This is a genomic window from Faecalibacterium hominis (ex Afrizal et al. 2022) (assembly GCF_049545105.1).
Classification (GTDB): domain Bacteria; phylum Bacillota; class Clostridia; order Oscillospirales; family Ruminococcaceae; genus Faecalibacterium; species Faecalibacterium duncaniae.
On sequence record NZ_CP186860.1, the window covers coordinates 716,789 to 729,931 of the forward strand.

A 13,143-nucleotide genomic window follows, 5' to 3' on the forward strand; every position below is an offset into this window, starting at 1 on the left:
CGGCGGGGCGGCTTCCGGCTTATACCTCCATCAGAATGGGGAGGATCATCGGGCTGCGCTTGGTGCGGCGGTAGATATAGCTGCTCAGCGCCTCACGCACCCGGGTCTTGACGCTGTTCCAGTCGCGCACATGCTCTTCCACGCAGCGATCCAGCGCGTTTTCCACAATGCTCTGGGCCCCGTCCATCAGGCTCTCATTCTCGCGCACATAGACAAAGCCGCGGCTCACAAGGTCAGGCCCCGCCAGCACCTTACCGGTCTTGCTGTCCACGGTGGCCACAATGATGACCAGACCGTCCTCAGAGAGATGCTTGCGGTCACGCAGGACCACATTGCCCACATCGCCCACGCCCAGGCCGTCCACCATCACGGCACCGGCGGTAACCGGCTCGCCCAGTTTGATCTCGTCCCGGCTCAGGATAACGTTGGAGCCGTTTTCGGCAATGAGGATGTTGCTGGTGGGAATGCCCAGAGACGCGGCGGTCAGGGCATGCTTTTTCAGCTGCTTGTACTCGCCGTGCACGGGCAGGAAATACTTGGGTCTGGTCAGGGTGAGCATCAGCTTCTGCTCCTCCTGGCAGGCGTGGCCGGAAACATGGACATCATACATGCTCTCGTAGATGACCTCCGCGCCCAGCAGGAGCAGACCGTTGACGATCTTGGTCACGCTCTTCTCGTTGCCGGGAATGGGGTTGGCGGAGATGATGATGAAGTCGCCGGGGCCCACCCGCACCTGGCGGTGGCTGCAGGAGGCCATGCGGGAAAGAGCGCTCAGGGGCTCGCCCTGGCTGCCGGTGGTGATCAGCACCACCTGCTCCGGCGGGTACTGGTTCAGCTCATCCACGCTGATAAGGGTGCCCTCGGGGATGTGCATATAACCCAGCTCCTGCGCCATGGCAGTGTTATTGACCATGCTGCGGCCGCTGAACGCCACCTTGCGGCCATCCTCCACGGCCAGGTCGATAATCTGCTGGACGCGGTAGATGTTGGACGCAAAGGTCGCAATGATGATACGCTTGTTCCGGGCACGGGCAAACAGGTTGCGGACACCGGCGGCCACCTTCTGCTCCGTGGCAGTAAAGCCCGGGCGCTCGGCGTTGGTGGAATCGCTCAGCAGGGCCAGCACACCCTTCTGACCATACTCCGAAAGGGTGGTCAGGTCGGTCACGCCGCAGGCCAACGGGGTGTAATCGATCTTGAAGTCGCCGGTCTGGATGATCGTTCCGGCAGGGCTGTCAATGGCAAAGGCCACGGAATCGGGGATGGAGTGGTTGACATGGATGGGCTCCACGGTAAAGCAGCCCAGCTTGATCTTCTGCTTAGGGGTGATCTCCACGAACTTGGTCTTTCCCGCCAGGCCAAACTCCTCCAGCTTGTTCCGGATGAGGCCGCAGGTCAGCCGGGTGCCGTAGATGGGCAGATCAAATTTCTGCAGCAGGTAGGGAATGCTGCCGATGTGGTCTTCGTGGCCGTGGGTGATGAGCAGGCCCTTGATCTTGTCCTTATTCTGCACCACAAAGGTAAAGTCGGGGATGACCATGTCCACGCCGTACATCTCACTGTCCGGGAACACAAGGCCACAGTCCACAATGATCATATCCCCGTTGCACTCGTACACGGTCATGTTCTTGCCCACTTCACCCAGACCGCCCAGCGGGTAGATGTGGATGGGCACAGCGGCCTCCTTGGGCTGCTGTGCGCGGCGGGGCCGCCGGTTATAATAAGGGCGGCGGGTGCGGGTGCGCTTTTCCCCACCGGATTCACTGTTTCTGTTCGGATTGTTCTGAGCCTGAGCCGGGTTCTGTTCTTTGACCTGTGCCATGCGGTACCTCCAAAATCAATTACAAAACGCAGGCACACCCCTTTGCGAGCGGCCTGTCTGCTGTGAAGGAGCAGCAAACGCACCGCCGCTCCCATCGAAACCATCGTATAGAATTTTTCGCTTCCATGCCTGTTTTCGGCACTGGGATGGCCGGAACGGAGTAATTTCTGCCCTGTCAGTCCATCTGTTCGATGCGACCGCGGCACTGCCCCGTTCCGGCCGGACACACCGCACCGGTGCGCCCCTATACGCATTTTGTTACAAACAGTATAGTATTTCTTGTCCACTTTGTCAATTCAAAGCTTTGCCGGAAAAGCCGGGGATGATACGTTTTCCTCTTGACAGAACCGGAAAAATAGCTCTAAATAGAAGTATCCAAAAATTCAAGTTCCGGGAGAAACAGATGAAACAAGTCGAAGTTTACACCGATGGCGCGTGCAGCGGCAACCCCGGCCCGGGCGGCTGGGGTGCAGTGCTGCGCTACCGCTTCAACGGCAAGGTCTATGAAAAGGAGCTCAGCGGCGGCGATGCTTCCACCACCAACAACCGGATGGAGCTGACCGCCTTTATCGAGGCCCTGCGCCAGCTCAAGGAGCCCTGTGAGGTGCGGCTGTGCTCTGACAGCCAGTACGTCATCAACGGGCTGGAAAAGGGCTGGGCCAAGGGCTGGAAGCGCCGGGGCTGGAAAAAGTCCGACGGCTCCCCTGCCCTGAACCCCGACCTGTGGGAACAGGCATTGGAGCAGGAAGCCCGGCACAAGATCACTTATGTCTGGGTCAAGGGCCATGCAGGCCACCCGGAAAATGAGCGCTGCGACCAGCTGGCCGTGGCACAAAGTCAGGCACACGGAGGGAGACAGGGACGATGAGCGATACATTTCTGCCCGGCAGCGGGTTCGATACTTATGAACAGCAGGACAAGGTGCTGGTGGGCCTGTGCGGCGGCACGGGCTGCAAAGCAGCTGTCCGCATTTTACAGCAGCAGGGCTTTGCGGTGATGGGCGCTGTGGTGCGTCTGTGCACCGATGACCCCGTTGTGGATGCCGCCAAGGAAGCCGCCAAGGCTCTGGGCATCGAGTGCATCACCCTGAATGCCAGCGAACTGGCCAGCCAGCTGGCTGAGGAGACCGCTGCCCCGGCCGACCTGCGCTTCCCCGCCCTGCTGGCGGCGGCTGACCGGCTGGGCATCCAGTACATTGCCACCGGCCACCGCGCCCGGGTAGAGACCGGTGCGGACGGCGTGCACGTCCTCTGCCCTGCCGAAATTGCGGACGAGAGTGCCCGGCTTGCCGCCCTGCCGCAGGAGACGCTGGGCCGGCTCATCCTGCCCCTGGGCGATTTCAGCCCCGAGGATGCAGCCGAGATGGCTGCAGAATAAAAAAAAAAAACAAAAGAGATGCACCCAGCTCCCTGAACCGGTTTCAGGAAGGCGGGGTGCATCTCTTTTTGCTCTGTTCTATTTCATCGTACAACGCTCAATGGAAGTCATCCGCTTACTTTGCGAAGATCTGGATCCAGTTGTGGCCCCACTGAGAATTGGCATCGTAGTTGTAGCCAAGGCACATATACTTGGCGGCGGGGTCCATGATATTGACACGGTGGCCTTCCGAAGCCATCCAGTCTGCAACGACCTTTTCGGGCGTGGTCTCGCCCCAGGCGGCATTCTCGCCGGTGGCGGTATCAGACACACCGTACTCTTTCAGCACGGTGAAGCAGTTGGTGCCATCGGGGCGGGTGTGGGAAGCGACCTTTGCCACTTCCTTTGCGCGCTCATCGGCGGCAGCCTGCAGCTTGGCATCGCCCATGGCCAGAGGTGCCAGATTTTCCTTTGCACGCTCAGCGTTGACCAGCGCCAGCACTTCCTGTGCGAAACCGTTCTCGCTGGTGCCGCGGGCGTAGGTAAAGATCATCACCCAGTAATTGCCGTACTCGCCGCCCTCGTAGTAGCCAACGCCAACGGAGGTGGCATCCTTGTCCAGCATCCGCTCCTTGAAGAAATCGTAGCGATTCCAGGCGGCGACCACGTCCGAAGCATTCTCAGCAGCTGCCCAGTAGTTCTCACCCACGGAAACATCATCCACACCGTACTCCGGCAGGATGGTGAACTCGCGGCTGCCATTGGGGCGGTTGTAGGAGTAATTGACGGTAAGTTCTTCTGCACGAGCCTGTGCGGCAGCATTCAGTGCGCTGCTGCCCATGCTCAGAGGAGCCACACCGGCCTGTGCACGCTCTGCGTTGACGAGCTGCAGCAGCTCATCGGCCTTGGAAGCTGCGTGTGCGGGCATTGCCAGAACAAACATCAGGCAGATGAATGCGGCGCAGCAGACCAGATTCTTCAGGACTTTCATCGAAGCGTTACGCATGGTGTTGAACCTCTTTTGTGTTGCCCCATGAAAAAAGGTGTCGATTGCTGGTATACTCGGCAATCGACACCTGATGCTTCAGATGAAGGTCACTCAACACCCAATCTCCGCTGTGGAGACCCTCAGGTGATGAGAAGCAACTGGCTGCCATTTTACAGGCCCTATAGCTTTGCGTCACAGCCTTTCGACTGCTTTGCCGAGGATATTCAGTTTTGCGTGCCTTTCTTCTTTTGGGAAGAAATTTGAGAACGAAAAAAGGTGTTGTTCTGCAATACACTCAGCAAAACAACACCTAGAAATTCTAAGCAGGTCGCCCAAAGAAAGATTTCTTTGAGAAGCAGCTGGCTGCCATTTTACAGGCCCTGTAGCTTTGCGTCACAGCCTTTCGACTGTTTTGCCGAGAATATTCAATTCACCTTGAGGAGCCGTTTCCATTTCCTCGACATTATCCTATCACATCGGGCAGAACCTGTCAACTGTTTGGAGCAGCTTTCTCAAAAAATCTGCTTTTTTGAAGAGTTTTTCCGTTATGCCTGCACCTCTGCCGCCTTTTTGCGCAGCTGGTCGAGGTCTGCGGCATCCGGGTGGGCCAGCGCCTTGTCAAAATTCTCGATCAGCATTTCGAGATTGGGCGCATGGTTGGGCTGCTGCAGCATCTTTTCGTACTGCTGGCGCACGGTCATGGGCATCTTGCCCTGGCACATATAGGTTCCAATGACCGTGTTGCTCTCATCCAGCGATTTCTGCACCGCCGCCAGGATCTGCTCGAAATATTCCGCACTGCCGCCAAAGCCTGCGGTGCCGAACAAAAAGACCTGCTTCCCCTTCAGGGTCTGCAAAAAGGCGGTGAGGGTGTCATCGGCATGGCCCTTGTCCGTCCAGAAGCCGATGTAAAGGGTCTCAGCCTCCAGTGCCTCCGGGGCCGGTGCTCCGAAGTAGGTGCACTCATTCTGGGGCAAGCTTGCGCGAAGGGTGTCGGCCAGCAGGCGGGTGTTGCCGGTCTTGCTGCTGAAAACGATGGCGTAGCTCATGGTCATTCTCCTTTGTTCTCTTTGATATCAGATGCTGCCCTGTTCTTTTGCGTTCAGGGCATCATAGATACAGCGGGTGCCCTGATGGGCGATCAGGCCGCCCAGGCACTTCTTGTTGCAGCGGACACAGCGGTGGATCTTTGCCGCATTGCCGCTCTGCAGTTTGTTGACCCAGTTGGGGTCGGCCAGCAGCTGGCGGCACATTGCCGCACACTGGATGCGGCCGCTGGCAAGCTGCTGCTCCACAAAATCGGGGTCGTTCAGGCCGCCCACACCGCAGAGCGGCACGCTGGTATACCGGCGCACCTCATCGCAGAACTTGAGGAAGCAGCCGTTCTCCTTGAACTCGGGGTGGCTGGCCGGCGGGATGGTGTTTTCCAGCGCAGAGTGGTTGGCCAGTGTCACATGGAAGCTGGTCACGCCTGCCTGCACCAGCAGGGGCACGAACACGGCCAGTTCCTCCTCCACCACACCGGCGTTGCCGTAATGGGGGTTCTCCTGCCGGACAGCCAGCTTGTAGTCAATGGCCATGCCGGGCACAGCGGCGTGCACTGCCTTGACAGCTTCCACGGCAAAGCGGGCGCGGCGCTCGGCACTGCCGCCGTATTCATCGGTGCGGTGGTTGAAGATGGCGGAAGAGAAGCTGCCGCACATCCGGTCGCCGTGCACCTGCACCATGTCAAAGCCCGCCTGCTTTGCCAGCACAGCAGCCTTGCCAAAGCCCGCGATGATCTGATGGATCTTTTTCTGGGACATCTTGGTGATGTAGGGGCCCACGGCATCGTTCATCCGCTCCCGCAGCTGGTCGGGGGTGATCTTTTTCATCAGCATCCCCGGGATGCACTTGACGATGGACATCATGTCGGTATCGGTCTGGTGGAGTTGGGCGCAGACCTTGCAGCCGTACTTGTGGGCAGTCTCGCAGATCTGCTGATAGAAGGCAAAGCCCTTTTTGTCAAACAGGGACTTCTCAAACCGGCTCTTGGCCACCGGCACATCGCCGATGATGATCATGGCGCAGCCGCCCTTGGCCAGCCGCTCCATCTCCGCCAGATATTCCTCGTCCGAAAGGCCGAAGGTGGTGGGAGCAAAGATGATGCGGTTCTTCAGCTGCATTCCACCGTAATCAATGGGGCTCAGGATGGTGTCGTACATGTTACACACTCTCTTTTCTCGTCCGTGCTGCCTTTTGCAGCAGGCTCAGGAGCTGGTGCTGTTCCTCTTCGGTCAGCCCGCTCAAATTTTGTGCATCCCAATCGAAAAATACCTGGTGGCAGGTCCGGAATGCTCTCTCACCCGCCGGGGTCAGCCCCAAATGATAACTGCGGCCCTGCTTTTCCCGGGTCATAAAGCCATCTTCCACCAGCTTGATCACGCTGCGCTGGCAGTGGCCCCAGTCCAGGTGCAGGTTTTTGGTCATCTCAGCCGGGGTGCAGCCGGGATGTTTGCCCACGTAGATCACAAAATACATCATGCCAAAGCTCAGGCCAAACTCCTGCAGCTGCTGGGTGGTGTAGGCTGCGAACTGCTTGTAAAACTCCATCGCGTAGAAGGATATGGTCGATTGGATCACTCTTTGCATCCCCTTTACTTGACAAGGTCTAGTATAATCGCATTACTTGATAAAGTCAAGTACTTTTTTCAAAAAAATTCTCCCTGCTCCGTATTTCTGTTTCGGGAGCAGGGAGAGAGCGATTTTTTTGCCTCAGACCAGCGGCATGATATTTTCCGGGGCGGCAGCCAGGCAGGCGGGTGCTTTTGGCGGCGGGGCCGCCATTGTCTCCTTGGACACCTTCCACCACAGGCGGGCCTCACCGCCGGGCAGGGTGAAGATCATGTTCCAGTCAAAGGGATTCTCACTGGTGGAGACAGCCTGCACCGGCAGGCTGTTGGGGGTGCCGGGAGCGCAGGGCGCAAAATCATGGGCGCGGATGCCCACGGCACAGCAGCCCTCGGGCACCGGCAGAGCCACGGTCAGCGGCTGTTCCCAGCCCGCCAGATGAACGGTATGCTCCCCCACCCGGGTGCAGGGCAGAATGTTCTTGCAGCCGGTCAGGCGGGCGGCAGCACGGGTGCGGGGGTCGGCAAAGACCTCCTTGGTCGTGCCCGCCCGGAGCACGTCGCCGCTGTCCATTACGATCATCTCCCTGCACAGGCGGTAGGCCTCGTCCCGGTTGTGGGTCACCAGCAGGGCCGTGCCCGCAAACCCGGCCAGCAGGCTGCCCACTTCCCCCTCTACCTCCTCGCGCAGGTAGCTGTCCAGCGCGCTGAATGGCTCGTCCAGCATCAGGATGCGGGGTTTGGCCGCCAGGATGCGGGCCAAGGCGGCACGCTGCTGCTGCCCGCCTGAAAGCGCGCCGGGCAGGCGCTTGGCCAGTTCTTCCAGCCGCATGGCACGCAATGCCTCGGCACAGGCGGCCCTGCGGGCGGCAGGGTCCTTTTCCTTTTTCAGTGCGCTGAGGATGTTCTGTTCCACGGTCATGTTGGGGAACAGGGCGTAGTTCTGGAACAGCAGACCCACATTGCGCTGCTGGGGCGGCAGGTCGATGCCCTGAGCGCTGTCGAACAGCACCCGGCCATCCAGCACGATGCGCCCCTCGTCTGGCCGGACGATGCCTGCAATGCAGCGCAGGGTCATGCTTTTGCCGCAGCCGGACGCACCCAGAAGGGCGGTAGCAGTGTCCCCTGCCGTGAACGCAGCGTGGAGAGTAAAGCCATCAAACCGCTTGGTCACATTTACTTCCAGGCTCATGTGCGCTTTCCTCCCTGCTTCTGCCTGCGTTCCAGCAGGTTCACTGCCAGCAGCACCACCGCCGAGATAACGATATCCACCAGCACCCACTGCATGGCCCCGGCTTCATCGTTGGTGCGCCAGAGCTGGTAGACCGTGGTTGCAATGGTGGCCGTCTTGCCCGGCGTGTAGCCTGCGATCATGCTGGTGGCACCATATTCGCCCAGCGCACGGGCAAAGGCTAGCACCGTACCGGCCAGAATGCCCTGACGGCAGCAGGGCATCCGCACCCGCCAGAAGATCCAGGTGTTGGAAAGTCCCAGCGTCTGTGCCGACCAGGCCAGCGTTTCGTCAAAACTCTCAAAGGCGCCGCGGGCCGTGCGGTACATCAGCGGAAAGGCCACCACGATGGAAGCAAAGATGGCGCTGTACCAGTTCATCACCAGCTTCACACCGAAATGTTCCATGAAAAAGATGCCCAGCGGCCTTTTTGCGCCGAACAGCAGCAGCAGGAAATATCCCACGACCGTGGGCGGCAGCACCATGGGCAGGGTGAGCACCACATCCAGCACGCCTTTGAGCACGCGCGGGAGCTTTGCAATGTAGTAGGCCGCAAAGATGCCTAAAAAGAACACCGCCGCGCAGCTGATCAGCGCAATGCGCAGGCTGTTCCATAAGGGATACCAGTCCATATCATCCCCCCAGCGGATGCTTACAGTGCGGTGAAACCGACGCTCTCGAACACGGTCGCAGCCTTGTCGGTGCGCAGGTAAGCCAGGAACTCCTTGGCAGCCTCGGCATGGAGGGCGTTCTTCATCACAGCGGCGGGGTAGATGACCTGGCCGCACATTTCCTTGGCGGCCTCGTCCACGGGGGTCAGACCGGCGCTGTACGCATCGGTGCAGTAAACGACACCGGCATCCACGCTGGCCTCGCTGACCTGGGTGGTGACTTCCTTGACGTTGGAACCGTAGGTGATGACACCGGCAGCAGCCAGAGCTGCCTCATCCAGATCATAGTAAGCCAGGATCTTCTGGGTGTACTGACCCACGGGCACATCGCTGTTGCCCATGCAGAACAGGATATCCTCTGCCTTCAGGTGCTCAGCCAGGCTGTCGAAGCTGTCGATCCCCTTGTCGCTGCCCTCGGGTACACAGAGCACGACCTTGTTCTCCAGCAGATCCACACGGCTTTCGGCATCCACAAAGTCCAGGCCCTCGGTGTTCCCCTCAGCGGAAGCGGTGCTGTCCAGCTGGTTCATCTGCTTCTGACCGGCAGAGATGAACAGGTCGCAGTCCGCACCCTCCTGGATCTGGGTCTTGAGGGTTCCGGAAGAGTCAAAGTTGAAGCTGAAGGTCACGCCGGGGTTCTCTGCGGAGTAGGTCTCGGCAATGGCGTTCAGGGTCTCGGTCAGGGAGGCGGCAGCAAAAACGATCAGCTCCATGCTCTCGCCGGAGGCAGCCTCAGAGGAGGCGGCAGCGGAGGATGCGGTGGCAGATGCAGTGCTGCTGGAGGAGCCGCCGCAGGCGGTCAGAACAGCAGATGCGGATGCGATGCCGGCAGCGCACAGGAAGCCGCGGCGGGAGATCATAGTTTTCATAGTCTTGCTCCTTACAGTGGGTATGCTTTTGTTGTACTTTTATTTTTACGCCCGGCACCAAAAGCAGCGCCGCGGCGGTGAAACAGACTTATTTGCGGGCGCACTCTCCGTCCAGCCTGGCGGCAATGCGTACCCCGTGCTCCAGGCTGGGCAGGATGTACTCCAGATTCTCCTTCACGGCCTTGGGGCTGCCGGGCAGGTTGACGATGAGGGTCTTGCCCCGCAGCACACTGGCGGCGCGGCTGAGCATCCCGCGCGGGGTGATGCTCAGGCTGTGGTAACGCATAGCCTCAGCAATGCCGGGGGCGTTGCGGTCCGCTACGGCATAGGTGGCTTCCGGGGTGATATCCCGGGGGGCAAAGCCGGTGCCGCCGGTGGTCAGGATCAGGTTGACCTGACGGCCATCGGCCAGCCGGATGAGCTGTGCCTTCAGGGCCTTTGCCTCATCAGGCAGGATCATGGTCTCCTCCACCTGATAGCCTGCAGCGGTGAGCATCTCCACGATCAGGGGGCCGCTCTTGTCCTCCCGCTCACCCCGGCTGCCCTTGTCGGAAAGGGTGATGACGGCAGCGCGCAGGGGCGGATTCTCCGGCGGGGGCAGCAGGGTCACCTCATCCCCCACATGGATCTCGCCGCCCTGCAGCACCCGGGCAAACACGCCCTCCCGGGGCATGATGCACTCGCCGGTCTTCTGCTTGATGACGCAGTCGTTGTGGCACTCTTTGCCGATCTGGGTCATTTCCAGCACCACGTCCCCGATGGCAAAGCGGCTGGTCACGGGCAGATTGCGGAAATCGTAGCCCTCCACCACTAGATTCTCGCCAAAGGCACCGTAGTCCACCCAGATCTTTTTGCGGAAGTTCTCGATCTTTTCGGCACTCAGCAGGCTGACCTGACGGTGCCAGTTCCCGCCGTGGGCATCGGTCTCAATGCCCCATTCCGGGGTCAGGCGTGCACTTTCCACTTCAGTCTTGACCGTGCCCCGCTGGGGGCTGGTGCAGATCGCCAGAAGTTTTCCCATAGATTTATCCTCCAATTCGGTACATGCCCCTGGTCGCGGGGATGTCCTGTTTCAATTCAAAATGATGTTCCTGGGGCTTTTTCCAGATGGTGGTACGGATGGCAGTCAGCAGCTCTTCGTCAGACGTGCCACTGCGCAGCAGGGCTTTCAGGTCACATCCGGCCTCACTGGCAAGGCAGGGGCGCAGAAAGCCCTGACTGGTCAACCGCACCCGGTTGCAGGAGGCACAGAACTTGCCGTGGACAGCGGCGATGAAGCCGATGTCCCCTTTCCAGCCCGGCACAGTGTAATAGACCGCCGGGCCATCGCCCAGCGCGGCACACGCTGCCCCGGGCAGCGGGGCCAGCTCCGGCCAGCGCCTGCGGAAGCGGGCCAGCAGTTCCGGACCGGAGATACAGGGCATGGCTGCCCCGTATCCGATGGGCATCATCTCGATGAACCGCACCTGCAGGGGCTTGTCCTCTGCCAGAGCGGCCAGCGCTTCCAGCTCACCTTCGTTCACGCCCACCTGGGGCACGCAGTTCAGCTTGACCGGAATGCCGCTTTCCAGCGCGGCATGGATGCCCGCCTGCACGGCGGCAAATTCATCCCGGGCCGTGATCTTTGCAAACAGGGCGGGGTCCAGCGTATCCAGACTGATGTTCACGCTGTCCAGCCCGGCCTCCAGCAGGGCGGGCAGCTGCTGTTCCAACAGGACGGCATTGGTGGTCATGGTGACCTTCCGGATGCCGGGAATGGCTTTCAGCCCTTTGACCAACTGCTCCACGCCCTTGCGCACCAGCGGTTCGCCGCCGGTGACCCGCACGGTATCCACCCCGCACCGGGCAAACAGGGCGGCAAGGCGCAGGAATTCTTCGTAGGTCAGGATATCCTCCCGTTCCAGCTTGTCCACGCCGTCCGGCATACAGTAGCGGCAGCGCAGGTTGCACAGGTCGGTCACGGAAAGGCGGAGATAATGGATATTGCGGCCCTTGGAATCAAACATAGCCGCCCTCCGCCCGGATATAATGTCCGCTCTTGCCGCCGGTCTTTTCCACCAGATGGATCTCGCCCAGCTCCATGCCCTTATCCACGGCCTTGCACATGTCATAGATGGTGAGCAGGGCGGTGGAAACGCCGGTCAGGGCCTCCATCTCCACGCCGGTCACGCCGCTGGTCTTGACCGTGCAGCGCGCTTCCACAGCCCGGCGCTCGGGCAGCAGGTCAAACTCGATCTGCACCTTGGTCAACGGCAGCGGGTGGCACAGGGGGATCAGCTCGCTGGTGCGCTTGGTGGCCATGATGCCGGCTACCCGGGCCACGCCCAGCACATCGCCCTTTTTCACGGTGCCGCTCTGCACGGCGGCAAAGGCATCCGCATTCATGGTAATGATGCCGTGGGCCGTGGCCTCCCGGGCCGTGACGGGCTTTTCGCTCACGTCCACCATCACGGCGTTTCCGGCGGCATCAAAATGTGTCAGATTATTTTCACTCATATTTTTTCACCTTAGTTAAGCTCCCCCTTCGGGGGAGCTGGCAAAGCCGAAAGGCTTTGGCTGAGAGGGTTTCAGCAGTGTCCGAAGCCGCAATTGGGCCAGTGGCACTCGGCGCAGCCCAGGCAGAGGCCGCCCTCGCCCAGACGGGCGATATCCTCGGCGGTAATGGGGTCATCGGCCAGCAGGCGGGGCAGCAGCAGGTCAAAAATGGTGCGCTTGGCGTACATCACACAGCCGGGCAGGCCGCAGACCGGCACACCGTCCAGATAGCTGACCAGGAACATGGCACCGGGCAGCACCGGCGCACCGTAGGTAATAATTTCAGCCCCGGTGTTCCTGATGGCCAGCGGGGTGCGGTCGTCCGGGTCCACGCTCATGCCGCCGGTGGTAAAGATCAGCTCACAGCCTGCGGCCTTTGCTTCCAGAATGGCGGCCGTGATGCCCGCCGGGTCATCATCGCAGACCTTGTGAAAGGCCATCTCACAGCCATACACCGCCAGCTTTTGCTCGAGGATGGGAGTAAACTTGTCCTCAATGCGGCCCTTGAACACCTCGCTGCCGGTGGTGATAACGGCAAACTTCTTCTGGTGGAAGGGCAGCACGTTCAGGATGGGCTTCGGCCCGGCAGCAGCCTGCATGGCCTCCATCTTCTCCTGCTCAATGACCAGCGGGATGATGCGGGTACCAGCCAGCTTGGCTCCCTTTTTCACAGGCAGATCGCCGTGGATCGTGGCGATCATCATCTGGGGGGTGCTGTTCACTGCCAGCAGGGCCCTGCGGTCGATCTTGAGCAGACCGTCGCAGTCGGCGATCAGTTCGATCTTGCCCTCCCGGGGCTCAGTGCCGTGGATGTTCTGACCGGCGGCGGCCTTGTAGAGCAGGGCGGCAGCTTCGTCCTCGTGGAGGATGCCGGGCTTTTTCTCCCAGACATAGAGGTTTTCCTTGCCGATGCTCAGCAGCACCGGAATATCCTCGGGCTGAATGATGTGGCCCTTTTTGAAGCGGGCCCCCTTGAATTCACCCGGGATGATCTGGGTGATATCGTGGCAGAGCACCTGCCCTGCCGCGTCTTCGGTACGGATCAGTTTCATGGTTTATTCC

The 13,143-nt window shown here is 60.3% G+C and carries 14 protein-coding genes and 2 riboswitches; of the genes, 2 read left to right on the forward strand and 12 right to left on the reverse strand.

Features of this window, described 5'->3' with window-relative positions; translation table 11 throughout:
- Positions 1-19: 19 nt before the first annotated feature.
- Positions 20-1,822: a ribonuclease J gene (locus ACKXGA_RS03525; RefSeq protein WP_005931869.1), complete on the reverse strand. Its 1,803-nt coding sequence runs from the start codon at positions 1,820-1,822 to the stop codon at positions 20-22.
- Positions 1,823-2,225: 403 nt separating this feature from the next.
- Between ACKXGA_RS03525 and rnhA the strand changes: the two genes are divergently transcribed.
- Both rnhA and ACKXGA_RS03535 read left to right on the forward strand, forming a co-directional pair.
- The gene (rnhA, locus tag ACKXGA_RS03530) at positions 2,226-2,690 is read left to right on the forward strand and encodes a ribonuclease HI (RefSeq protein ID WP_097792600.1); all 465 of its coding nucleotides are present in this window, start codon (positions 2,226-2,228) and stop codon (positions 2,688-2,690) included.
- Positions 2,687-3,199, forward strand: coding sequence for a hypothetical protein (locus tag ACKXGA_RS03535; protein WP_227613148.1), 513 nt, complete (start codon positions 2,687-2,689; stop codon positions 3,197-3,199). The genes rnhA and ACKXGA_RS03535 overlap by 4 nt, the downstream gene beginning before the upstream one ends.
- 115 nt (positions 3,200-3,314) lie before the next feature.
- Here ACKXGA_RS03535 and ACKXGA_RS03540 read toward each other — a convergent pair whose 3' ends face one another.
- The 11 genes from ACKXGA_RS03540 to ACKXGA_RS03590 all read right to left on the reverse strand — a co-directional run bounded on the left by ACKXGA_RS03540 (position 3,315) and on the right by ACKXGA_RS03590 (position 13,133).
- On the reverse strand, positions 3,315-4,184 hold the full coding sequence (locus ACKXGA_RS03540; RefSeq protein WP_373098739.1) for a CAP domain-containing protein: 870 nt from the start codon (positions 4,182-4,184) through the stop codon (positions 3,315-3,317).
- Between the two features lie 132 nt (positions 4,185-4,316).
- A riboswitch (cyclic di-GMP riboswitch) is annotated at positions 4,317-4,392 on the reverse strand.
- A gap of 125 nt (positions 4,393-4,517) precedes the next feature.
- A riboswitch (cyclic di-GMP riboswitch) is annotated at positions 4,518-4,593 on the reverse strand.
- 118 nt (positions 4,594-4,711) lie between these two features.
- The gene (gene bilS / locus ACKXGA_RS03545) at positions 4,712-5,215 is read right to left on the reverse strand and encodes a flavodoxin family protein BilS (RefSeq protein ID WP_117476952.1); all 504 of its coding nucleotides are present in this window, start codon (positions 5,213-5,215) and stop codon (positions 4,712-4,714) included.
- A gap of 27 nt (positions 5,216-5,242) precedes the next feature.
- Positions 5,243-6,370, reverse strand: a complete 1,128-nt coding sequence (gene bilR, locus ACKXGA_RS03550) for a bilirubin reductase (RefSeq protein ID WP_423730087.1) — start codon at positions 6,368-6,370, stop codon at positions 5,243-5,245.
- 1 nt (position 6,371) lies between these two features.
- Positions 6,372-6,797, reverse strand: coding sequence for a bilirubin utilization transcriptional regulator BilQ (bilQ, locus tag ACKXGA_RS03555; protein WP_117504907.1), 426 nt, complete (start codon positions 6,795-6,797; stop codon positions 6,372-6,374).
- Positions 6,798-6,920: 123 nt separating this feature from the next.
- Positions 6,921-7,967, reverse strand: a complete 1,047-nt coding sequence (locus ACKXGA_RS03560) for a sulfate/molybdate ABC transporter ATP-binding protein (protein ID WP_423730088.1) — start codon at positions 7,965-7,967, stop codon at positions 6,921-6,923.
- On the reverse strand, positions 7,964-8,638 hold the full coding sequence (gene modB / locus ACKXGA_RS03565; protein WP_097770533.1) for a molybdate ABC transporter permease subunit: 675 nt from the start codon (positions 8,636-8,638) through the stop codon (positions 7,964-7,966). Before modB ends, ACKXGA_RS03560 begins: the two co-directional genes overlap by 4 nt.
- A gap of 20 nt (positions 8,639-8,658) precedes the next feature.
- Positions 8,659-9,546, reverse strand: a complete 888-nt coding sequence (modA, locus tag ACKXGA_RS03570) for a molybdate ABC transporter substrate-binding protein (RefSeq protein ID WP_423730089.1) — start codon at positions 9,544-9,546, stop codon at positions 8,659-8,661.
- 88 nt (positions 9,547-9,634) lie between these two features.
- Positions 9,635-10,567, reverse strand: coding sequence for a molybdopterin-binding protein (locus tag ACKXGA_RS03575; protein ID WP_423730090.1), 933 nt, complete (start codon positions 10,565-10,567; stop codon positions 9,635-9,637).
- A gap of 4 nt (positions 10,568-10,571) precedes the next feature.
- On the reverse strand, positions 10,572-11,552 hold the full coding sequence (moaA, locus tag ACKXGA_RS03580; protein ID WP_423730091.1) for a GTP 3',8-cyclase MoaA: 981 nt from the start codon (positions 11,550-11,552) through the stop codon (positions 10,572-10,574).
- A complete protein-coding gene (gene moaC, locus ACKXGA_RS03585; protein ID WP_186851375.1) occupies positions 11,545-12,042 on the reverse strand; it encodes a cyclic pyranopterin monophosphate synthase MoaC in 498 nt (165 codons plus the stop codon). Before moaC ends, moaA begins: the two co-directional genes overlap by 8 nt.
- A 71-nt stretch (positions 12,043-12,113) precedes the next feature.
- Positions 12,114-13,133: a molybdopterin-binding protein gene (locus ACKXGA_RS03590; RefSeq protein ID WP_005931904.1), complete on the reverse strand. Its 1,020-nt coding sequence runs from the start codon at positions 13,131-13,133 to the stop codon at positions 12,114-12,116.
- Positions 13,134-13,143: the final 10 nt, after the last annotated feature.